Annotated in this window: 16 protein-coding genes and 8 pseudogenes; 21 read left to right on the top strand and 3 right to left on the bottom strand. The window is 59.7% G+C overall.

Going from position 1 to position 22588, the window contains the following annotated elements; genetic code table 11:
* Positions 1-243: 243 nt before the first annotated feature.
* The 10 genes and pseudogenes from ccmA (at position 244) to mlaA (ending at position 7421) form a co-directional block, all read left to right on the top strand.
* Complete coding sequence (ccmA, locus tag AC6I8M_RS02685) at positions 244-858, top strand: cytochrome c biogenesis heme-transporting ATPase CcmA (RefSeq protein WP_010617459.1); 615 nt, start codon at positions 244-246, stop codon at positions 856-858.
* Positions 858-1517 (top strand): annotated as a pseudogene (ccmB, locus tag AC6I8M_RS02680) (heme exporter protein CcmB). Before ccmA ends, ccmB begins: the two are co-directional and overlap by 1 nt.
* Before the next feature lie 58 nt (positions 1518-1575).
* Positions 1576-2307, top strand: a complete 732-nt coding sequence (locus AC6I8M_RS02675; protein ID WP_010617460.1) for a heme ABC transporter permease — start codon at positions 1576-1578, stop codon at positions 2305-2307.
* A complete protein-coding gene (gene ccmD / locus AC6I8M_RS02670; RefSeq protein WP_010617461.1) occupies positions 2304-2537 on the top strand; it encodes a heme exporter protein CcmD in 234 nt (77 codons plus the stop codon). The genes AC6I8M_RS02675 and ccmD overlap by 4 nt, the downstream gene beginning before the upstream one ends.
* Entirely contained in the window at positions 2534-3004 is a 471-nt protein-coding gene (gene ccmE, locus AC6I8M_RS02665) for a cytochrome c maturation protein CcmE (protein ID WP_010617462.1), read from the top strand. The genes ccmD and ccmE overlap by 4 nt, the downstream gene beginning before the upstream one ends.
* Positions 3001-4405, top strand: a pseudogene (locus AC6I8M_RS02660) (heme lyase CcmF/NrfE family subunit). Before ccmE ends, AC6I8M_RS02660 begins: the two are co-directional and overlap by 4 nt.
* Positions 4402-4959: a DsbE family thiol:disulfide interchange protein gene (locus tag AC6I8M_RS02655; RefSeq protein WP_010617464.1), complete on the top strand. Its 558-nt coding sequence runs from the start codon at positions 4402-4404 to the stop codon at positions 4957-4959. The pseudogene AC6I8M_RS02660 and the gene AC6I8M_RS02655 overlap by 4 nt, the downstream one beginning before the upstream one ends.
* Positions 4956-5411, top strand: coding sequence for a cytochrome c-type biogenesis protein (locus AC6I8M_RS02650; RefSeq protein WP_010617465.1), 456 nt, complete (start codon positions 4956-4958; stop codon positions 5409-5411). Before AC6I8M_RS02655 ends, AC6I8M_RS02650 begins: the two co-directional genes overlap by 4 nt.
* Positions 5411-6618 (top strand): annotated as a pseudogene (ccmI, locus tag AC6I8M_RS02645) (c-type cytochrome biogenesis protein CcmI). Before AC6I8M_RS02650 ends, ccmI begins: the two are co-directional and overlap by 1 nt.
* 35 nt (positions 6619-6653) lie before the next feature.
* Entirely contained in the window at positions 6654-7421 is a 768-nt protein-coding gene (gene mlaA, locus AC6I8M_RS02640) for a phospholipid-binding lipoprotein MlaA (protein ID WP_498013658.1), read from the top strand.
* Between the two features lie 77 nt (positions 7422-7498).
* Here the strand turns inward: mlaA and fadL are convergent.
* Positions 7499-8777, bottom strand: a pseudogene (gene fadL / locus AC6I8M_RS02635) (long-chain fatty acid transporter FadL).
* A gap of 358 nt (positions 8778-9135) precedes the next feature.
* On the opposite strand from fadL, the pseudogene AC6I8M_RS02630 reads away from it, so the two are divergent.
* From AC6I8M_RS02630 to sixA, 4 genes and pseudogenes are all read left to right on the top strand, one after another.
* A pseudogene (locus AC6I8M_RS02630) lies at positions 9136-9432 on the top strand (YfcZ/YiiS family protein).
* A 168-nt stretch (positions 9433-9600) separates the two neighbouring features.
* Positions 9601-10911 carry an acetyl-CoA C-acyltransferase FadI gene (gene fadI / locus AC6I8M_RS02625; RefSeq protein WP_010617469.1) on the top strand — a complete coding sequence of 437 codons (1311 nt, stop codon included), beginning with the start codon at positions 9601-9603 and terminating at the stop codon, positions 10909-10911.
* A gap of 26 nt (positions 10912-10937) precedes the next feature.
* A pseudogene (fadJ, locus tag AC6I8M_RS02620) lies at positions 10938-13033 on the top strand (fatty acid oxidation complex subunit alpha FadJ).
* 195 nt (positions 13034-13228) lie between these two features.
* On the top strand, positions 13229-13711 hold the full coding sequence (sixA, locus tag AC6I8M_RS02615) for a phosphohistidine phosphatase SixA (RefSeq protein WP_010617470.1): 483 nt from the start codon (positions 13229-13231) through the stop codon (positions 13709-13711).
* 194 nt (positions 13712-13905) lie between these two features.
* Here the strand turns inward: sixA and smrB are convergent, their stop codons facing one another.
* Complete coding sequence (gene smrB / locus AC6I8M_RS02610) at positions 13906-14394, bottom strand: endonuclease SmrB (RefSeq protein WP_041387175.1); 489 nt, start codon at positions 14392-14394, stop codon at positions 13906-13908.
* Between the two features lie 192 nt (positions 14395-14586).
* Between smrB and prmB the strand changes: the two genes are divergently transcribed.
* The 6 genes and pseudogenes from prmB to AC6I8M_RS02580 all read left to right on the top strand — a co-directional run bounded on the left by prmB (position 14587) and on the right by AC6I8M_RS02580 (position 19218).
* Positions 14587-15519: a 50S ribosomal protein L3 N(5)-glutamine methyltransferase gene (gene prmB / locus AC6I8M_RS02605; protein ID WP_010617472.1), complete on the top strand. Its 933-nt coding sequence runs from the start codon at positions 14587-14589 to the stop codon at positions 15517-15519.
* 46 nt (positions 15520-15565) lie between these two features.
* Complete coding sequence (gene aroC / locus AC6I8M_RS02600) at positions 15566-16651, top strand: chorismate synthase (RefSeq protein ID WP_010617473.1); 1086 nt, start codon at positions 15566-15568, stop codon at positions 16649-16651.
* A gap of 5 nt (positions 16652-16656) precedes the next feature.
* Positions 16657-17484 (top strand): annotated as a pseudogene (gene mepA / locus AC6I8M_RS02595) (penicillin-insensitive murein endopeptidase).
* A gap of 9 nt (positions 17485-17493) precedes the next feature.
* Positions 17494-18291 carry a sulfite exporter TauE/SafE family protein gene (locus AC6I8M_RS02590; protein ID WP_010617476.1) on the top strand — a complete coding sequence of 266 codons (798 nt, stop codon included), beginning with the start codon at positions 17494-17496 and terminating at the stop codon, positions 18289-18291.
* Between the two features lie 66 nt (positions 18292-18357).
* A complete protein-coding gene (locus AC6I8M_RS02585) occupies positions 18358-18903 on the top strand; it encodes an elongation factor P hydroxylase (RefSeq protein ID WP_010617477.1) in 546 nt (181 codons plus the stop codon).
* A gap of 33 nt (positions 18904-18936) precedes the next feature.
* Entirely contained in the window at positions 18937-19218 is a 282-nt protein-coding gene (locus tag AC6I8M_RS02580) for a YfcL family protein (protein ID WP_010617478.1), read from the top strand.
* Positions 19219-19247: 29 nt separating this feature from the next.
* On the opposite strand, the pseudogene mnmC reads toward AC6I8M_RS02580, so the two are convergent.
* Positions 19248-21195 (bottom strand): annotated as a pseudogene (gene mnmC / locus AC6I8M_RS02575) (bifunctional tRNA (5-methylaminomethyl-2-thiouridine)(34)-methyltransferase MnmC2/FAD-dependent 5-carboxymethylaminomethyl-2-thiouridine(34) oxidoreductase MnmC1).
* 155 nt (positions 21196-21350) lie between these two features.
* Between mnmC and fabB the strand changes: the two are divergent.
* On the top strand, positions 21351-22565 hold the full coding sequence (gene fabB, locus AC6I8M_RS02570; RefSeq protein WP_010617480.1) for a beta-ketoacyl-ACP synthase I: 1215 nt from the start codon (positions 21351-21353) through the stop codon (positions 22563-22565).
* Positions 22566-22588: the final 23 nt, after the last annotated feature.

The raw sequence follows: 22588 nt of genomic DNA, 5'->3' as shown, positions 1-22588 counted from the left end.
TTTTTCTCCCGGTGATAATGCCAGTGCGTAATAAGCGCAGACGCTTTTAGCAAGGGCGAAATGTTACAAAGATTCAAATTAAGAGTAACAAGAGATTAGCAAAGGTGGTTTTTTGAGCGCTTTCTTGATCTGATGCGCATGAATACCCCATTTGGGGGAAGGGGGAGCTTGCGCGCAGACTTCGGCCCCTGGTTTGAGTGTGGAATTATTCCCGCCTCATTTACTGCTATGAATCTCCCTTCTATGCTCGAAGTGATTAATCTCGCCTGCGTTCGCGATGAGCGAACCCTGTTCCACGGACTGAGTTTTCAGGTGCAGGCGGGCGATGTGGTGCAAATCGAAGGGCCTAACGGCGCAGGCAAAACTTCACTGTTGCGACTGCTGGCCGGGTTAAGCCGGCCAGAGCAGGGCGAAGTACGCTGGCAGCAGCAGTCTATTCACCGGCAGCGCGAAATATGGCAGCAAAATCTGCTGTATCTCGGCCATCATCCGGGCGTGAAATCTGTGCTGTCGCCGCGGGAGAATCTGCATTTCTGGCACGGCGATCGCAGCGAAGACGCGCTTTATGACGCGCTGGAGCAGGTCAATCTGCTGGGCTATGAAGAGGTGCCGGTGGCTCAGCTTTCTGCCGGCCAGCAGCGGCGCGTGGCGCTGGCGCGACTGTGGCTCAGCCCGGCTCCGGTGTGGATTCTGGATGAGCCGCTGACCGCCATCGACAAACACGGCGTGGAAAAATTAATGGCGCGTTTCGCCGATCATGCCGATAACGGTGGCGTGGTGATTCTGACGACCCATCAGGATCTGCCGGACAGCCATGCGCGCGTGCGCAAAATTCGTCTGACATCGGAGTGGGCGTGATGCTTGGCCGAGTTATTCAGCGTGAGTTAAAGATTGCCTTTCGCAGCGGCGCGGAAGTGGTTAATCCGCTGTGGTTTTTTCTGATCGTGATTACGCTGTTCCCGTTAGGCATTGGCCCTGAGCCGCAGCAGCTGGCGCGCATCGCGCCTGGAGTCGCCTAGGTAGCCGCGCTGCTGGCATCGCTGCTGGCGCTGGAGCGGTTGTTTCGCGACGACTTTCTCGATGGATCGCTGGAGCAGCTGCTATTGCTGCCGACGCCGCTGCCGCTCACCGTGCTGGGCAAAGTGATTGCGCACTGGCTGATTACCGGGCTGCCGCTGATTTTACTCTCGCCGCTGGCGGCGCTGCTGCTGTCTCTGGATTTTGCTGGCTGGCGGGCAATGGCGTTAACGCTGCTGATCGGCACGCCAACCCTGAGTTTTCTCGGTGCGATTGGCACCGGTCTGACCGTCGGGCTGCGGCGCGGCGGCGTATTGCTGAGTTTACTGGTGTTGCCGCTGTCGATACCGGTACTGATTTTTGCCAGCGCGGCGATTGACGCGGCCGGTCAGGGGTTACCGATCGGCGGTTATCTGGCGATTCTCGGCGCCATGCTGGCGGTCAGCGCCACGCTGTCGCCGTTTGCGACCGCTGCCGCGCTGCGCATCAGTCTGCATTAAGGCGGGCCTCCGGCAGAGAGGCCGCCATCCGAATTCTTGTTTAGTGTGAGCAATGTCAATGTGGAAATGGTTACACCAGTGGGCAAAGCCTGAGCGGCTTTACCAGCTATGCGGTCGCTTCATTCCCTGGTTCACAGTCCTGGGCGTCGGCGCGTTGCTGCTCGGCTGGATTTGGGGATTCGGCTTTGCGCCGGCGGATTATCAGCAGGGCAACAGCTTCCGCATCATGTACATTCACGTGCCGGCGGCGATGTGGTCGATGGGCGTCTATGCCTCGATGGCCATCGCAGCCTTCATCGGCCTGGTGTGGCAGATGAAAATGGCCGATCTGGCGGCCGCGGCGATGGCGCCAGTTGGGGCGGTATTCACCTTTATCGCGCTGGTGACCGGCTCGGCGTGGGGCAAGCCGATGTGGGGGACTTGGTGGATTTGGGACGCGCGTCTGACTTCTGAACTGGTACTGCTATTCCTCTATATGGGCGTGATTGCGCTCTATCACTTTTTCGACGATCGCCGCACCGCCGGACGCGCGGCCGGCATCTTGATTCTGGTCGGCGTGCCGATTATTCACTTCTCCGTGCAGTGGTGGAACACGCTGCATCAGGGCTCGTCGGGCATTCTGCAACAGGCGATCGATCCCAGCATGCGCACGCCGCTGCGCTGGTCGATTCTCGGTTATCTGCTGGTGTTTGGTGCGCTCACCCTGATGCGTCTGCGCAACCTGATTCTGTTTACCGAGCGTCACTGCCCGTGGGCGATTGACGTGGCGCAGGGAGGACGCAAAGCATGACGACTGCCTTCTCATCGTGGAGCGAGTTTTTCGCCATGGGCGGCTATGCCTTTTACGTCTGGCTGGCCGTGTGTTTTACGCTGATTCCGCTGATCGGTCTGATGCTGCACACCGTGTTGTTCCGTCGCCGCCTGCTGGCAGAGATTCGCCAGCGTCAGTCCCGCGAGCGCCGCATCCGCGCGGCACAAGCTAAACAAGCTCCCAGTGAAGCAGCAGGAGAGTCCGTGTGAATATCCGTCGTCGTAACCGCCTGTATATGGTGGTGGCGGTGCTGGTGGGCTTAGGCCTTGCCACGTCGCTGGTGATGTACGCGCTGCGTTCCAACATCGACCTGTTCTACACCCCGAGTGAAATTCTGTACGGCAAAGGTGAGGATCACCAGAAACCGGAGGCCGGTCAGCGCCTGCGCGTCGGTGGCATGGTGATGCCCGGTAGCGTCAAACGCGATCCGAAAACGCTGGCGGTGTCGTTCAAACTGTATGATGCCAACGGCGTGGTCAGCGTCAGCTACGAAGGCATTCTGCCGGATCTGTTCCGCGAAGGGCAGGGCGTGGTGGAAGACGGTAATCTGGTCAACGCCAAAGAGGTGCTGGCGAAGCACGATGAGAAGTACACGCCGCCGGAAATTCAGGACGCAATGAAGAAGAATCACAACGGACCGGCTGCGGCCTATCAGCAGGCGGGTACGCAATCATGATGCCGGAAATTGGCAGCTTTCTGCTGTGTCTGGCGCTGGGCTTAGCGCTGCTATTAAGTATTTATCAGCTGTGGGGCGCAGCGCGTCAGGATGGCCGGCTGATGGCGCTGGCGCGTCCGCTCACCTGGGGCATGTTCCTGTGCATCGCCGCCGCGTTCCTCATGCTGGTGCACGCGTTTGTGGTCAACGATTTTACCGTCGGCTACGTTGCCACCAACTCCAACTCGCTGCTGCCGGTGTATTACCGCATCGCCGCCACCTAGGCATGAAGGATCGCTGCTGCTGTGGGTGCTGCTGCTCAGCACCTGGACATTAGCAGTGGCGATTTTCAGCCGTGGCATGCCGCAGGATGCGCTGGCGCGCGTGCTGGCGGTGACAGAAAAACGCGGCAGCTTTAAGTCGTGGACGGTGCTGCTGGCGATTACCGCGTTCTCATTAAGCCTACTGGGCACCTTTCTGGTGATTGTCATCGGCAGTTCGCTGCTGCTGTACGCCCTGAAAGGGGGCCAGGTGCGCAGCCGCGTGCAGAGCGAAGCCTGGTCGCGCGAATCCTTCCTGCTCGGCAACAACGTGCTGCTGATTGCCGCAATGCTGGTGGTGCTGCTCGGTACGCTGCTGCCGCTGGTGCATAAACAGCTCGGGCTGGGCAGCATTTCGGTTGGTGAGTCGTTCTTCAATACTATGTTCACCTGGCTGATGGCGCCGTTCGCGCTGATGCTCGGCATCGGGCCGCTGGTGACGCTGATCCTGTCGATCGTGCTGCCGTGGCTGTTGTAGGATCGCATCGAAGCGATGACGGTGATTGGTCTGCTGATGGCCATCTGGGTGACCCTGCTGACGCTGATGGAGCTGCACGAACGCGCTACCCATCGGCACCGTTTCCTGGCGGGATTGCGCCATCTGTCGCGCAGCCACTGGGGGATGGTGCTGGGCCATCTTGGCGTGACGGTGACGGTAGTAGGCATTGCCTTCAGCACCCAATACAGCGTTGAGCGCGACGTGCGCATGAAGGCCGGCGACAGCGTGGATATCCACAACTATCACTTTATTTTCCGCGACGTGCACAATCTGCAGGGCCCCAACTACAGCGGCGGCGTGGCGATTATCGATGTCACACGCAACGGTAAGCCAGAAGCGGTGCTGCATGCAGAGAAGCGCTTCTATACCGCAGCGCGCACCATGATGACGGAAGCGGCGATCAGCGGCGGCTTCACGCGCGATCTCTACGCGGCGCTGGGCGAAGAGCTGGATGACGGTTCCTAGGCGGTGCGTATTTATTACAAACCCTTTGTGCGCTGGATCTGGTTCGGCGGCGTGTTTATGGCGGTGGGCGGCCTGCTGTGCCTGCTCGATCCGCGCTATCGCTCGCGCAAAAAAGCGCAGCGCGAGGAACTGGCATGAATAAAAAGATACTGTTTATTCCTTTAGTCCTGTTTCTGCTGCTGGCGGCGGCGCTGCTGTGGCAGCTGACGCGTAACGCCAGCGGTGACGATCCTACGCGCCTCGAATCGGCGCTGATCGGTAAACCGGTGCCGGTGTTTAAACTCGAAGCGCTGGATCAGCCGGGCAAAATCTATAACCAGCAGGTGCTGACCGATGGCAAACCGCTGCTGCTGAACGTCTGGGCCACCTGGTGCCCGACCTGCCGCGCCGAACATCAGTATCTCAACACGCTGGCGGAGCAGGGCATTCGCGTGGTTGGTCTCAACTACAAAGACGATCGCAGCAAAGCCGTCACCTGGCTTAACACGCTCGGCAATCCGTATGCGCTGAGTCTGTATGACGGCGACGGCATGCTCGGTCTGGATCTCGGCGTCTACGGCGCGCCGGAGACCTTCCTGATTGATGGCCACGGCATTATCCGCTACCGCCACGCCGGCGACATGAACGACCGGGTGTGGAATGAAGAGGTGAAGCCGCTGTGGCAGAAATACAGCAAGGAGGCCGGCGTATGAAACAGCTGCTTATGTTGCTCGCGAGTATGCTGCTGAGCACCAGCCTGTGGGCCGCGATCGATACCTGGCAGTTCGATTCGGTCCAGCAGGAAGAGCAGTATCGCGAGCTCACCGCATCGCTGCGCTGCCCGAAGTGCCAGAACAACAGCATTGCCGACTCTAACGCGATGATCGCCGCCGACATGCGGCTGGAAGTGTATGAGCTGATGAAGCAGGGCCAGAGCCGCCAGCAGATCATTGATTACATGGTGGCGCGTTATGGCAACTTCGTTACCTATGAGCCGCCAGTGACGCCGTCAACGCTGATTCTGTGGGTCGGACCGGCGCTGTTTGTGGTGCTCGGTGGGCTGATTATTATTCTGCGCAGCCGACGCGGCAACGCGCGCAGCGAGCTGGATGACGATGAACAACAGCGCCTTGCGGCGATTCTGAAGCGTGACGGGAAGCCGTAATGACTGGATTCTGGATTACCCTGATTATTTTACTGGCGGCGGCGACGCTGTTTGTCGGTGCCGGCTGGCGGCAGCGTCAGGCCAGCAGCGGCGATCGCGATCGCCTGAACACCGATTTTTATCAGCAGCGCCTGCGCGAGCTGGAGCACGATGAAGCCGAGGGCGTGGTCAGTGAACGTCCGGAGATGGTGCGCGAACTGCAGCAAACGCTGCTGACCGACGTGCCCGGCGACGCGGCGGCACGCGCGCATCACACAGCCGCTGGGTGCTGCTGCCGGGCGTGATCGTCCTGGTGCTGGTGTCGGTGGGCGTTTATCTGAAAACCAGTGGCCTCGCCCAGCTGGCGGGATGGCAGAGCGTGCAGCAGGAATACCCGGTGCTGCGCGCCCGGGTGATGGATCTCAATGCGCAGCCGCTGACCATGGAAGAGCTGGCGCGTCTGCAGCTCGGCCTGCGCACTTCGCTACAAAACGATCCGCAAAACCTCAATGACTGGGCGATGCTGGGCCGCCTCGGCATGGTGCTGAACAACGCCACCGATGCCAGCCAGGCCTTTGAGCACGCTTTGCAGCTGGCGCCGGACAACCTTGAACTGCAGCAGGATTATGCCGAAATGCTGACGCGCTCCAGCGATCCGCAGGATAACCGCTAGGCCAGTATGCTGCTGAAAGACCTGCTGAAGCGCGACCACAGCAACGTGCGCACCCTCAGTCTGCTGGCGTTCAACGCGTTTGAACAGCAGCAGTATGGCGAAGCGATTGGCGCGTGGCAGGTGATGCTGAAGTTGCTGCCGGCCGGCGATCGACGCATTACCATGATAGAGCGCAGCATTGAACAAGCGAAAACCGACGCGGGACAGCAAAATAGCCAGCTGGCATTGACGGTGAGCTTAACGCCAGAGGCAGAAAAAATGTTACCGCCGGGCGGAGTGTTGTATATTTCTGTGTCTGACGGTGTTTCACCGGTGCCTGTGGCTGTAAAGCGTTTACCGCTCAGCCACTTCCCGCTATCGCTTACGCTGGATGACAGCAACGCCATGATGCCGGATCGCCTGCTTTCGGCGCAGCATCAGGTGCAGGTCAGGGTGCGCGTTTCGCGCGACGGCAGTGCTAATCCGCAGTCCGGCGACTGGTTTGGTTTAAGCGCGGTCACCCCCTGGGATGGTCACCAGCCGATGGCTGTTAAGGTCAATCAGCAGCAGCCCTGAAGCGATACACCTTTTATCTGCACAGGGAGAGAAGAATGAATAATCGCCTGACCGGCCTGGCGCTGGCCAGTTTACTGCTGGTGGGATGTGCCAGTTCCAAACCGGCCGACGAGACGATGCCTGCGCAGCGCAGCGATCCGCTCGAAGGGTTCAACCGCACGATGTTTAACTTCAACTACAACGTGCTGGATCCCTATGTGGTGCGCCCGGTGGCGGTTGCCTGGCGTGATTACGTGCCGGTGCCGGCCCGTACCGGGCTGAGCAACTTCCTCAGTAACCTTGATGAACCGGCCAGCATGGTTAACTCGATTCTGGTCGGCGAGCCGCGTCAGGCGGGCATTCACTTTACCCGTTTCTTCCTGAATACCGTGCTCGGCCTTGGCGGTTTCATCGACGTCGCCGGCAAAGCCAATCCCCAGCTGGCGCGTGAAGTGCCGCACCACTTTGGCAGCACGCTGGGCCGTTATGGCGTTGGCTACGGTCCGTACGTGGTGCTGCCAGGTTACGGCAGCTTTACCGTGCGTCAGGATGGCGGCGACTACGTCGATACGCTTTATCCGGTGCTGAGCTGGCTTACTTGGCCGATGTCGATCGATAAATGGACGCTGGAAGGGGTGGAAACGCGCGCGCAGCTGCTTGATTCCGACGGCCTGCTCAGACAGCAGCAGGATCCGTACGCCTTTATCCGCAACGCCTGTTTCCAGCGTAACGATTTCCTCGCCAGCGGCGGCAAGCTGAAGCCGGAGGAAAACCCGAACGCCAGCGCGATTCAGGACGATTTAAAAGATATCGACTCTCAATAAATGACAACGGCGACCAACAGGTCGCCGTTTTTCTCTCTGCAGGCGACCCGTGCGCGCCGCTGCTGTGGCAATCAGAACTAGTAGTTAAAGTTAGCGCCGTACAGCCAGGCCTTACCTTCGGAATTAAAGTTATAAGGACCTTCTTTCACCGTCACGTGCTGACCATGCATATAGGAAACGCCGACATCAACCGACGCATCCGGCGTGAAGGCGTAAGACGCACCGGCGCTTAGCCACAGGCGATCCTGATCCGGAATCGAGATGGAGCGTTTATCCGCCGGCACCGGGCTGTCATCAAACGCGATACCGGTACGGAACGTCCAGTTATCGTCGTAGTTGTAGGTGGTACCTAACGCGATGCGATATGCATCACGGTAGCCTTCATCTTTATAGAACAGCGTCTGGCCGTTGCTGCCGGTGGCTTTCAGCTCCTGGAACTGGCTCCAGCTGGTATAGGCGAGGCTATAGTGCACCGCCCACTGTGGCGCGACTTTATGCCAGCCGGACACTTCCCACATTTCCGGCAGGTTCAGAGTCAGCGAACCCGGAATGGTGGCGCCGCTGGTGCCATACGGCAGACCCAGCGCAATTGCCTGCGGCGTGCCGTTAAAGGCGCGCGGGATATTGCTCTTATAGTCGCCGTCGAAATCGATCTTCACTTTGGAACGATAGGTGAAGCCGAAGCGGTTGTTTTTATCCACTTCATACAGGATACCGGCGTTCCAGCCGTAGCCCCATTCGTCACCTTTCAGGTGCGCAACCTGGGTATCTGCTGGCAGACCGGCGCGGGCACCGGCTTCACCGGCGTAGCGCTCAATTTTCGCTTTGGCGTACACCGCGTCAAAGCCGACGCCGAAGCTGAAGTTATCATTTAACCGATAAGCCGTGCTGAGGTTGAAGTTGCCGGTCATCAGATCGGTTTTGCCACCGAAGCCGCCCGCGGTGTAGCCGTTATTAAATTCGGTTGCCAGACCGTAGTTCGAGGTGGCCGAGGCGCCAATCCACCACTGATCGTTAATCGGATGCACATAATGGATGTTCGGGATCCACTGGTTTGGCGCAATATTGCTGGCGTTGAGGCTGTTGCCGGTCGGGCTGTTACCGCTGATATCCACTTCCGGGTCGATAATAGACGGCACCGATGGAGAAAGAAGGGCGGTCCATCAGGGCCATGGTGGCTGGGTTACGGCTGGCAGAGGCGGCGGTATCACCCATGGCGCCTTCACCGGAATAGGCGCGGCCCAGGCCGATTGCTGAGAATTCGTTAAGTTGAAAGCCTGCGGCGTAGACGTGAGAAGAGACGAGCGCCACTGCAGCTGCCACAGCTGACTTTGCAAACAGGTTCTTATGGTTCATGACCACAACCTCATCTAAATTATTATTAAACGTAGTTACGTCGCGTAACAAAGGACGGCGGATTGTAGGGACTGACGATACAGACACATATCAGACCAGTGCGACGAGTATAGGTCCGACCTGTGTATTTGTTGCAACATTGTTTTTAAAATATTTCTGCTTTGATCGATAAAATCAGATCTGCTTAACAAAATCCTTGCGGTTCTGCTCCAGCATAGCGAGTCAAATTTGTTTTGGATCAAATTTTAGTGTGATATTCGTCACTTAGCGGGCGGAAGATAGCCGCGACGTGGCATGCGGCGTACACTTTGCAGCAGAAAATGATCCGATAGTGTTGATTTATCGTCAGGAGAAAAACATGACTGATGCCATTAGAAACTGTAGTGCGAACGAAACGGCAGCCTGCTGCTGCGTTGACGTGGGCACCGTGATGGACAATACCGATTGCAGCGCCAGCTGGTCAGGCGTGTTCGCTGACCGTCAGGCGGCAGAAGCAATGCTGGCCGAGCTGAGCGCCAAAGCGCGCTAGGTTGAGTCCGATCCGTACGAGATTCACCCGCGCTTTACCGACGAGGCAGACGGCGTGCGCTTGGACGTCGATTTCACCTTTGCCTGCCAGGCCGAAACCCTGATTTTCCAACTCGGCTTACGCTAATCCCGCCGCTGCCGACCCTCTTTTTCGGCAGCGTTGCCTCTTTTTCGTGTTACTCCTCGCACTTTTTTTCTTCTGTTATTGGCGACTTAGCAACACCTGGTTAACACTGATGATCAGGTCAGACCTGTTGGGCAATGATGCTCAGGTCGTAAATTACAGGTGAGTGCAATGAGCAAAGCGCAGCCGCTGCTGACGCGTCAGGGCGAACGTATCGCCATTACCCACGTATTACGCACCCCGTTTGCCCGCCAAGCAAGCGACTTTCACGGCATTCCGGCGCTGGAGCTGGGGCGCATGGTGGTCAGCGAATTAATGGCGCGCAGCGAATTGCCGGTGGAGGTTATCGATCAGCTGGTGTTCGGCCAGGTGGTGCAGATGCCGGAAGCTCCCAATATTGCGCGTGAAATCGTGCTGAGCAGCGGACTGAGCGTGCACACCGATGCCTACAGCGTGAGCCGCGCCTGCGCCACCAGCTTTCAGGCGGTGGCCAACGTGGCGGAAAGCCTGATGGCCGGGACCATTGATGCGGGTATTGCCGGTGGCGCCGACTCCTCCTCGGTGCTGCCGATTGGCGTCAGCAAAACGCTGGCGCGCGCGCTGGTTGACCTCAACAAAGCCCGCACCCTGAGCAAAAAATTACACATCTTACGCCGCCTGCGCCCACGCGATCTGTTGCCGGTGCCGCCGGCAGTGGCGGAATACTCCACCGATTTACGCATGGGCGACACCGCCGAGCAGATGGCCAAAACGCACGGTATTACGCGTGAGCAGCAGGACGCGCTGGCGCTGCGCTCGCACCAGCGTGCGGCGCAGGCCTGGCAATCCGGCGTGCTGGCGCAGGAAGTGATGCCGGCGTTTGTGCCGCCGTGGAAAGCGCCGGTTGAGCAGGACAACAACATTCGCTTTAACGCCAGTGCGGCGGATTATGCAAAGCTGCGTCCGGCGTTTGACCGTCGCCACTGCTCGATCACCGCGGCCAACAGCACGCCGCTGACCGATGGCGCGGCTGCGCTGATTCTGATGCGCGAAGGGCGCGCGCGTGAGCTGGGCATTACACCGCTCGGTTACCTGCGCAGCTATGCTTTTGCCGCGATTGATGTCTGGCAGGACATGTTGCTCGGACCGGCCTACGCATCGCCAATGGCGCTGGATCGCGCCGGCATTACCCTTGGCGATCTGACGCTCATCGACATGCATGAAGCCTTTGCCGCGCAGACGCTGGCCAACCTCAAGCTGTTTAACGATGAACGCTTTGCGCGCGAGGTGCTGAAGCGCGATCGCGCGCTGGGCGAAGTCGACGAGACGCGTTTCAACGTGCTGGGCGGTTCCATCGCCTACGGTCATCCGTTCGCCGCCACCGGCGCGCGCATGATCACGCAAACGCTGCATGAGCTGCGGCGGCGCGGCGGCGGCTTAGGGCTGGTGACCGTCTGTGCCGCTGGCGGATTAGGCAGCGCGATGGTTCTGGAGGCCGAATAATGAGCGAATCTGCATTCCATTTATAGATGCGTCCGGATCACGTTGCGGTGATCACCATTGATGTACCGGGCGAAAAGATGAACACCCTAAAAGCAGAGTTTGTGCCGCAAATCCGCACGGTGCTGGCGGAGGCGCGCAGCGATGCCCAGCTGGCGGGCATCGTGCTGGTTTCGGGCAAACGGGACAACTTCGTCGCCGGTGCGGACATCAGCATGATCGCCAGTTGTGAAACAGCGCAGCAGGCTGAAGCACTGGCGCGGCAGGGACAGGAAGTGATGGCGGAGATCGCCGCGCTGCCGTTCCCGGTGGTCGCCGCCATTCATGGAGCCTGTCTTGGCGGCGGGCTGGAGCTGGCGCTGGCCTGCAATGCGCGCATCTGCTCGCTGGATGAGAAAACCCGTCTCGGCCTGCCGGAGGTGCCGCTCGGCCTGTTGCCCGGTTCCGGCGGCACCCAGCGGTTGCCGCGTCTGATTGGTGTGCAGCAGGCGCTGCCGCTGATCCTCAGAGGCAAACAGCTGCGCGCTAAGCAGGCGCTAAAGCTTGGGCTGGTGGATGATGCGGTGCCGCAGGCAATTCTGCTGGCAACCGCTGTGGCACGCGTCCATAAAGGAAAGCGCGCCGCACGCAGCCTGTCGCGCCGCGATCGCCTGCTGCAGGGACCGCTGGCGCGTCCGCTGCTGTTTGCGCTGGCCAAACGCCAGACCGACGGTAAAACCCACGGCAACTATCCGGCTACCGACCGTATTTTGCAGGTGGTGCGCATGGGGCTGGAGCAGGGCAGCACCGCCGGTCACGCCGCGGAAGCGCGTGCGTTTGGCGAGCTGGCGATGACCGCGCAGTCGGCCGCACTGCGCAGCCTGTTTTTTGCTTCCACCGCCCAGAACCGATGGCTGATGCGCCGCCGCGCCCGCTGCAGCAGATTGGCGTGCTGGGCGGCGGGCTGATGGGCGGCGGGATTGCCAGCGTCACCGCGCTGAAAGCCGGTCTGCCGGTGCGTATCCGCGATATCAACCTTAACGGCGTTAACCACGCCCTGCAGTACTGCTGGGATTTACTGAGCAAAAAGGTGAAACGGCGCCAGCTCAAGCCGGCGGAACGCCAGCAGCAGATGGCGCGCATCAGCGGCGGCACCGATTATCAGGGCTTCCGCCAGCGCGATCTGGTGATCGAAGCGGTGTTTGAGGATCTGGCGCTGAAGCAGCAAATGGTGGCCGAGATTGAAGAACACTGTCAGTCGCACACTATCTTTGCGTCTAACACCTCCTCGCTGCCGATTGCGCAGATCGCCGCCGGCGCGCAGCGCCCGGAGAATGTTATCGGCCTGCACTTCTTCAGTCCGGTAGACAAGATGCCGCTGGTCGAGGTGATTCCGCATCGCGGCACTTCAGCACAGACGCTGGCCACCACGGTGGATCTGGCGCGTCGTCAGGGCAAAACCGCCGTCGTGGTGGCTGACCGTCCCGGTTTTTATGTTAACCGCATTCTCGCGCCCTATATAAATGAAGCCATGCGCTGTCTGCTGGAGGGCGAGCCCATTGAACACATTGATAGCGCACTGGTGAAATTTGGTTTTCCGGTCGGCCCGCTGCAGCTGCTGGATGAAGTCGGTATTGATGTCGGCAGCAAAATCAGCCCGATTCTCGAACAGGCCTACGGTTCACGCTTCAGCGCGCCGCAGGCGGTGAGCGCTATCCTGGCCGACGATCGCAAAGAGCGCAAAAACCAGAAAGGCTTTTATGATTATCAGCGCACGCGCTGGCCGCGCAAGCGTCAGGCCGATGCCAGTCTGTACCGACTGCTGCAGTTAAAACCCTAGGCGAAACAGAGCGAGCAGCAGATCGCCACGCGCTGTGTGATGCTGATGCTCAACGAGGCGGTGCGTTGTCTCGACGAAGCGGTGATCCGCAGCGCCCGCGACGGCGACATCGCAGCAGTGTTTGGCATCGGATTTCCGCCGTTTCTCGGTGGGCCGTTCCGCTATATTTACCAGCGCGGCGCGGGCGAGATCGTCAATACATTATGTACATTAATGCAGCAATACGGCGAGCGTTTTACGCCCTGTGACGCGTTAGTGGCAATGTCAGAAGGGAAAACGAATTTTTACACTTCTGCTCATTCATGAATAGCCGCACGGATTCAGCGGGTTAGAATCGGGGCCGCGCTGTGCCTGGCGCGGCACCATTCTGAGATGTGTTTATTTAATAAACAACCGGTTGACTATACTCAAGCCATTGGGGTAAAACACAGCCTTCATTCGCAGAATGAAGCGTCTGGTGCTGTGGTACCCGGCGATATCGACAAACAACAGCGGTGCTTTATGCAAGTTTTTATCATGCGTCACGGCGACGCAGCTCTGGAAGCAGCGAGTGATGCGGTTCGTCCTCTCACCCTGTGTGGCTGCGACGAATCACGTCAGATGGCGAGCTGGCTGAATGGTCAGACGCCGGGAATCGATAAGGTGCTGGTCAGCCCTTATCTGCGCGCAGGGCAAACGCTCGCCACGGTACGTGAAGCGCTGAAACTGCCGGAAGGGCAGGAAGTGCTGCCAGAACTGACGCCAGGCGGCGATCCGGGCATGGTCGCCTGTCATTTACAGGCGCTGGCGGTGCAGGGGGCGCACGCTGTGCTGGTGATTTCGCATCTGCCGCTGGTCGGTTATCTGGTTTCCGAACTCTGCCCGCAGGAAGCGCCACCGATGTTCGCCACCTCCGCCATTGCCTGTGTGGAGTTTGATGCCGACGCCTGTGAAGGCAAGCTGGCGTGGCAGGTGAGTCCGGCCAAGCTGGCCAAAGCCATTTAATTCCCCGTCATACTTCTGGCTGCCGCTGCGTTGGCTGCGTCAATTCACCCCAGTCACTTACTGATGTAAGCTCCTGGGGATTCATTTCCTTGCCGCCTTGCTGCAACCTGAATTATTTTGGGGAATGGTGTGCGTAATATTCCTGAACCGCCGCTGAGTAAATACCTAGCCTGTCAGGGTAATTCCGGCGGTTGCTACTCTTCTACTTCAATCAATACCAGCAGCGCGGCGTCGCCGCCAAACAGTTTGGGTGCCTGGTGAAACGCCATCACGTGCGGATGCTGTGCCAGCCAGAGTGGGGTTTGCTGCTTGAGAATGTGCTTGCCGTGGCCGGTCATCACGCTGGCACAGAAAATATGCTCGCGGCGGCAGGCGGCAATCAGCGCGCCGAGTTCCTGTTTCGCCTGGAGCTGTGTTAACCCGTGCAGATCGAGAAAAATCTCTGGCGTGTAATCGCCACGCCGTAATTTTTTCAGCTCGTAATGGCTGACGTCGGCGCGTACGTAGCGCGTCGGCCCGTCGCTGGAGAGCAGTGGCTGAAACTCGTCGGAGAAATAATGGCTGTTATCGGCCTGCTCAGACAGCTGCCGCTTCAGCGGCACTTCACGGCTTTTCACTGCCGGTTTGTGCACGATCGTATCCTGTTTCAGCTGGCGCGTACCGCTCATTAGCTGGCGGAACAGCGCCTAGTCGTCCTGGCTTAGCGGCGTCTTTTTACTCATGTCTCAGTAAATCATCAGAAATGGCGGGTGTCTGGCCGTTACCTTACCGCTAAGCGTCAACAAATGTCAGCTTTTTCACCTCGCTGCGCTGAATTCTGCCCGGCTTCATGGCACACTATCGGCCGATTGATTTTATGGCCTGCGGAGGGCTACGTGGACAAGATTTTCGTCGATGAAGCAGTGAACGAACTGCACACCATTCAGGATATGCTGCGCTGGGCAGTAAGTCGCTTTTCGGCGGCGGGCATTTGGTACGGCCACGGCACGGACAATGCCTGGGACGAAGCGGTCCAACTGGTGCTGCCGACGCTGTGGCTGCCGCTGGATATTCCGGAAGACATGCGCCACGCGCGTCTGACCGCCAGCGAACGTCACCGCATCGTGGAACGCGTGATCCGTCGCGTTAATGAGCGCATTCAGGTGGCCTACCTCACCAACAAAGCCTGGTTCTGCGGCCATGAATTCTACGTCGATAAGCGCGTGCTGGTGCCGCGTTCACCGATTGGCGAGCTGATCGAAAACCGCTTTGCCGGCCTGATCGACGGTGCGCCGCGCCACATTCTCGATATGTGCACCGGTAGCGGCTGTATCGCCATCGCCTGTGCGTACGTCTTCCCGGAAGCGGAAGTGGATGCAGTCGATATCTCCACCGACGCGCTGGCCGTGGCTGAACAGAATATTGAAGAGCACGGTCTGCTGCATCACGTCACGCCGATTCGCGCCGATCTGTTCCGCAATCTGCCGCAGGTTAAATATGATCTGATCGTCACCAATCCACCGTACGTCGATGCCGAAGACATGGACGACCTGCCGAACGAATATCGCCACGAGCCGGAGCTCGGCCTAGCCGCGGGCAGCGACGGCCTGAAGCTGGTGCGCCGCATCCTGGCCTGCGCGCCGGACTACCTCAGCGAACAAGGCGTGCTGATTTGCGAAGTCGGTAACAGCATGGTGCACATGATGGAGCAGTATCCGGACGTGCCCTTTACCTGGCTAGAGTTTGATAACGGCGGTGACGGCGTGTTCATGCTGACGCGCGATCAAATCGTCGCGGCGCAGTCGCACTTCTCATTCTATAAAGACTAAAAATCGGGGCGAGCGCTCGCCCGCAACATCGCAACAAGGAACCCCCATGGCCGGAAACAGCATCGGACAACTTTTTCGCGTTACCACCTTTGGCGAGTCGCACGGTATTGCGCTTGGCTGCATTGTTGATGGCGTGCCGCCCGGCATCCCGCTGACCGAAGCCGATATTCAGCACGATCTCGATCGTCGTCGTCCCGGCACCTCGCGCTATACCACCCAGCGTCGCGAGCCGGATCAGGTGAAGATTTTGTCCGGCGTGTTTGAAGGCGTCACCACCGGCACCTCCATCGGTCTGCTGATTGAAAACACCGACCAGCGTTCGCAGGATTACAGCGCGATTAAAGATCTGTTCCGTCCTGGCCATGCGGATTACACCTACGAACAAAAATATGGCCTGCGCGACTATCGCGGCGGCGGCCGGTCCTCGGCCCGTGAAACCGCCATGCGCGTGGCGGCCGGTGCCATCGCTAAAAAGTACCTGCAGATGAAGCACGGCATCGTGGTGCGCGGCTATCTGGCGCAGATTGGCGACATCGCCTGCGAACTGAAAGACTGGAGTATCGTGGAAGATAACCCCTTCTTCTGTCCCGATGCCGACAAACTCGATGCGCTGGACGAACTGATGCGCGCGCTGAAAAAAGAGGGCGACTCCATCGGTGCCAAAGTCACGGTGATGGCCGAAAACGTGCCGCCGGGCCTTGGTGAGCCGGTGTTCGATCGCCTCGACGCCGACCTGGCGCACGCGCTGATGAGCATCAACGCGGTCAAAGGCGTGGAGATTGGTGATGGTTTCGCGGTGATCAACCAGCGCGGCAGTCAGCACCGTGATGAAATCCGCAGCAAAGGTTTTCAAAGCAACCATGCCGGCGGCATTCTCGGCGGGATTAGCAGCGGTCAGACCATCAGCGCCAACCTGGCGATGAAACCCACTTCCAGCATCACCGTGCCGGGCAACACCATCACCCGCGACGGCGCGGAAGTGGAGATGATCACCAAAGGCCGTCACGATCCCTGTGTCGGCATCCGCGCGGTACCGATCGCGGAAGCGATGATGGCGATTGTGCTGATGGATCACCTGCTGCGCCAGCGTGGACAGAACGCTGACGTTAACAGCAGTGTCCCGCGCTGGTAAGCCGCATGATACGCCGCCTGCTTATCTCCCTTGCCGCGCTGCTGTGCAGTGCGGCCAGCCGGGCTGCCACGCCGTGGCAGCAAATCCATCAACCGATTGCCGGCAGCCCGCGGTCCATCGGCAGCTTTGCCAACGGCTGTATCGTCGGAGCGCAGCAGCTGCCGCTCAACTCGCCCAACTATCAGGTGATGCGTCAGGATCAGCGCCGCTATTACGGCCACCCGGACCTGATCGCCTTTATCCAGCGCCTCAGCACCCAGGCGCATCAGCTGCAGCTGCGCCAGGTGCTGATTGGTGATATGGGCATGGCCGCCGGCGGACGCTTTAGCAGCGGCTACGCCAGCCATCAGACCGGTCTCGACGTTGATATCTGGCTGCAGCTGCCGCAAAACCGCTGGACGGCACAGCTGCTGCTGAAGCCGCAGCCGCTCGATCTGGTTGGGCCGGACGACCGCTAGGTAATCGCGCGTCACTGGCAGCCGCAGATCGACAGCCTGATCAAGCTGGCCGCGAAAGATGACGACGTCACGCGCATCTTCGTCAATCCGGCGATTAAAAAGCAGCTTTGTGCCGATGCTGGTAGCGATCGTGCGTGGCTCAACAAAGTGCGGCCGTGGTTCGCCCACCGGGCACACATGCACGTGCGCCTGCGCTGCCCGCCGGGCAGCCTGGAGTGTGAAGATCAGGCGCCATCGCCGCCGGGCGATGGCTGCGGCGCAGAGCTGGAGAGCTGGTTCCTGCCGAAGAAGCCGGGCAGTACGCCGCCGGTGAAGAAGTCGCCGCCGCCGTTGCCGCCTTCCTGCCAGGCGTTACTTGATAAGCATCTACTGTAGGAACCTGAGATGGATCTGTTTGTTGTCAGCCCGATCGTGCTTGGTGTGCTGTTTCTGGTCGCGGTGCTGGCGGCCTTTATTGATTCCATCGCTGGCGGTGGCGGTCTGCTGACCGTGCCGTCGCTGCTGGCGGCGGGTCTTTCGCCGGCTCAGGTGCTGGCGACCAACAAGCTGCAATCGGTCGGCGGTTCCTTCTCGGCCAGTCTCTATTTTGTGCGGCGCGGCGCGGTGAAGCTGCGCGAGCAGCGGCTGAATATCGCCATGACCTTTCTCGGCGCGATTGGCGGAACGTTGCTGATTCAGCATATTCAGGCTGAGATACTGTGCCAGATACTGCCGCTGCTGCTGATCAGCATCGGGCTGTGGTTCCTGCTGATGCCGCGTCTCGGCGAGGCCGATCGCGAGCAGCGCCTGCACGGCCTGGCGTTTGCGCTGGTTGGCGGCGGCTGCGTCGGCTTTTACGATGGCTTCTTCGGCCCGGGTGCCGGCTCGTTTTATGCGCTGGCCTTCGTCACGCTTTGCGGCTTCAATCTGGCGAAAGCCACCGCCCACGCCAAAATCCTAAATTTCACCTCCAACTTCGCCAGTCTGCTGTTCTTTATGTTCGGCGGAAAGGTGGTGTGGGGCACCGGTGTGATTATGCTGCTGGGGGCGTTTATTGGCGCACGCCTCGGCGCCAGGCTGGTGCTGAGCCGCGGTCAGAAGCTGATTAGCCCAATGGTGGTGACGGTCTCTGCCGTCATGAGCGCTAAGCTGTTGTGGGACAGCCACGGCAGTGTGATTCTCGCCTGGTTTGCCGCACTGTAATCCGCACTCGTCAAAACCTGCCGCCAGTGCGATAATGGCGGCGGTTTGTTTAAAGATTAAGATATTATGAGTACAGAGCACCATTATCAGCAGCTGGTGGAGATTTTTGACGGCTGCTTTGCTGACGATTTTCAGACGCGTCTAATTAAAGGCGATGATGAACCTATTTATCTTCCAGCGGATGACATCTCACCGTGGCACCGCGTGGTGTTCGCCCATGGCTTTTACGCCAGCGCGCTGCACGAAATTTCGCACTGGTGTATTGCCGGTGAAGCGCGGCGCAAACTGGTAGATTTTGGTTACTGGTACTGCCCGGACGGGCGCGATGCGCAAACGCAGGGCCAGTTTGAAGCGGTGGAGATTAAGCCGCAGGCGCTGGAGTGGCTGTTCTGTGTGGCAGCCGGCTTTCCCTTCAACGTCAGCTGTAACAATCTCGACGGCGATTGTGAACCGGATCGCATAGCGTTTCAGCGCAAGGTGCAAGCGCAGGTGATGCATTATCTGCAGCACGGTATTCCGGCGCGTCCGGCGCGCTTTATTGATGCGTTAGCCAGCTATTATGGTACGTCTGCACTGACGGCGGCACAGTTTCCGTGGCCGGAAGATCTGTGAGCCGCACTCCGATAAATGAAGGATAATGAGAAGATGATCGTAGAATTCGAGTCCCGCATTCTGGCGCTGATTGACGATATGGTCGAACACGCCAGCGACGACGAACTGTTTGCCAGCGGTTATCTGCGTGGCCATCTGACGCTGGCAGTAGCGGAAATTGAGCAGAGCGGCGAACACACGCCGGAAGCGCTGCAAATTCAGGTCACCAACAGCCTGCAAAACGCCATCGCCGCCGGTGAGCTGTCGCCGCGCGACCAGGCGCTGGTGGTGGGCATGTGGGATAACCTGTTTACCCAGGCGCGCCTCACTGCCTGACTGGCCGGGGCGATCGCTCGCCCCGCGCTTTAGCGTCCTGCCTTTTTCCCTTTCAGCAATTTGCGCACCCAGTAACGGTTGGGATGCAGCGCCGCCAGCGTGCTGCTGTCCAGCGGCTGCGGCTCGCCGCTCATTTGTGCCGCCAGCACTTCTGCCGCCAGCGGTGCGCTGCACAGTCCGCGCGAACCCAGCGCGCCAAGCACGAACAGGCCGGGATGCACCGGCGCTTCAGCAATCTGCTCGCCGCGCGCGCGCTGCGCCGGTAAATCCGCATACTCACTGAGCGTCGCCGCATAATCCGGCACGCTGCCGCTCATCGGCAGGTGATCGCGCGTGGCGCAGCGCACGCCGCTGCGCGCTTCATCAGTGCTGACGTCAACCTGCGTCGGCCAGCTGACCTGCGGCAGACAGTTAATCAGCCGCTGGCGATTATCCTGCTGATCGTCGGCGCGGAAAGCGGTTGCCGTCTCACCGCGATGGTAGCTGGCACCGATGCAGTGCGTGGCAAAGTTCGGGCTGACCGGCGTGAGATAGCCGTCGTAACACAGCACGGTGCGCAGCGGGTTCAGCGCCGCGTTGGTCGGCACATGGCTGACCTGACCGGCCACCGCATACACCGGCAAATCGCGGCTTTGCTCAATCGCCTTCAGCGCATGACCGTTGGCCAGTACCACCTGCTGATGGCTTACCGCGGGCTGTTGGGCGAACTGCAGCGTCCAGCCTGCCTGCTGGCGGACCAGCTGCGTCACGCGATGCAGCCAGTGCATGCGCAGCCCCTGAGTCTGGGCATACTCCAGCAGATTGCTGGTGAGCTGTGACGGTGACAGCCAGCCGCCCTGCGGATAGAAAATGCCGCCGCAGTCGAGATCGACGCCGGCCAGCTGCTGCGCCAGCTCGTGCGGCAGATCCATGCTCAGCATCTGCGCGATCTTCTCCGCGCTTTTAGCATCCCAGCCGAGCTGCAGTACGCCGCTCCACTGATGTTCAAACATGACCGGCTGCGCATCGTACAGGCGGCGGGCAAAGCTGAATGCCGCCGGGAAAAAAGTGGCGAGCGCCGGATCGTGCTGGTTGAGCAGCGGATAGAGCGCGCCCTGACGGTTACCCGATGCGCCGAGCGCCGGGGCGGCATCGGCGCAGTACAGCGTAACCTGCCAGCCACGGCGCAGCAGCGCCACCTCGCGGCTGGCGGCCTGCGGACGCGCATACCACGGCTGAGCCGGCAGCTGCCCGGGTGCGCTGTCCAGCACGCCGGTCAGCATTTCACGCTTGTGGCCGAAGCCTTTGCGCTTCGCCACGCTGAACCCGGCCTGCTGTAAGCCCCGCCGCACAAAGCCCGCCGAGGTAAAGGTGGCGAAGGTGCCGCCGGGACGCGCCAGCCGGGCCATGGCGGCGAACAGCGCCGGCGTCCACATCTCCGGGTTTTTCGCCGGCGCGAAGCCATCTAAAAACCACGCGTCAACCTGACCGTTGAGGCTGTCATCAAAATTATCAATCAGCGCGTTAATATCACCCAGCCACAAATCCAGCGTCACCTCGCCGCCATTGAACAGCAGGCGCTGACAGCCGGGCAGGGCCAGCGGCCACTGCTGCTGTAGCTGTCCGGCCCACGGAGCCAGTTCCGGCCAGTGCCCGTGCGCGCTCACCAGATCGGCGTGGGTCAGCGGGTATTTTTCGCAGCTGATGAAGTGCAGGCGGCGCAAGCCGGCTTGCGGATGGGCGGCGCGGAAGAGATCGAACGTCTGCCACAGGGTAAGAAAGTTGAGTCCGGTGCCAAAACCGCTCTCGGCAACGATGAACAGATCGCGCGGATGTGCGGCAAATCGCTGCGGAAGATGGTTACCGTCGAGGAACACATAGCGCGTCTCCTCCAGTCCGTTGTCGTTAGAGAAATAGACGTCGTCGAACGCTCAGGGAAACAGGTGTACCCTGATCGTTCCAGTTTAATTGCGCGTGTTCAACCGGGGATAACTTCACGGGAAAGGCTCATTTTTCAGGCAGTGGCGCGATTTTAGCGAGTGGCGTCACATGACGCAAATTTACAAAAGGAAATGGCTGATCGGACTTGTTCGGCGTACAACTGTAAGCTAGAGTGCACGTCAATCCAAAAGAAGTAGAATGAGGACTATTGAATGAAACGTGCAGTGATTACTGGCTTGGGTATCGTTTCCAGTATTGGTAATAACCAGCAGGAAGTGCTGGCTTCCCTGCGTGAAGGCCGTTCCGGAATCACTTTCTCCGAAGAGACGAAAGATGCCGGCATGCGCAGCCATGTATGGGGTAACGTCAAACTGGATACTAACGGGCTCATCGATCGCAAAATCGTGCGTTTCATGAGTGATGCCTCAATCTATGCCTATCTGTCGATGGCAGAAGCAATCAAAGATTCCGGCCTGACGGATGAGCAGTACCAGAACAACCCGCGCGTCGGTCTGATTGCCGGTTCCGGTGGCGGTTCCCCGCGTTATCAGGTGTTCGGTGCCGACGCGATGCGTGGCCCGCGCGGCCTGAAAGGCGTTGGCCCGTACGTGGTGACCAAAGCGATGGCTTCCGGTGTCTCTGCCTGCCTGGCCACGCCGTTCAAAATCCACGGCGTCAACTACTCCATCAGCTCGGCGTGCGCGACTTCAGCACACTGCATCGGCAACGCGGTGGAGCAGATTCAGCTGGGCAAACAGGATGTAGTATTTGCTGGCGGCGGCGAAGAGCTGAGCTGGGAAATGGCCTGTGAGTTCGACGCCATGGGCGCGCTCTCGACTAAATACAACGAAACCCCGGAAAAAGCGTCGCGTACTTACGATGCCAGCCGTGACGGTTTCGTTATCGCCGGCGGCGGCGGTATGGTGGTGGTCGAAGAGCTGGAGCATGCGCTGGCGCGTGGTGCCCACATCTACGCGGAGATCGTCGGCTACGGCGCAACCTCTGACGGCGCTGACATGGTTGCACCGTCAGGCGAAGGTGCCGTGCGTTGCATGAAGATGGCGATGCAGGGTCTGGATACGCCAATCGACTACCTCAACACCCACGGCACGTCAACGCCGGTCGGCGACGTGAAAGAGCTGGGCGCGATTCGCGAAGTGTTTGGCGACAACACGCCATACATCTCCGCGACCAAAGCCATGACCGGTCACTCGCTGGGTGCGGCAGGCGTGCAGGAAGCGATTTACACCCTGCTGATGCTGGAGCACAGCTTCATCGCGCCAAGCATTAACGTGGAACAGCTGGATGACGCAGCGAAAGGCATGAACATTGTGACGCAGCCAACCGAAAAAGCGCTGACCACGGTGATGTCCAACAGCTTCGGCTTCGGTGGCACTAACGCCACGCTGACCCTGCGTAAATACTAGGCGTAACCCCTGCGCTAGTGCTC

It is taken from the genome of Type-A symbiont of Plautia stali (genome assembly GCF_059731155.1).
The sequence above is the reverse complement of the archived record's forward strand: the minus strand, read 5'-3'. Positions and strand labels throughout refer to the sequence as shown.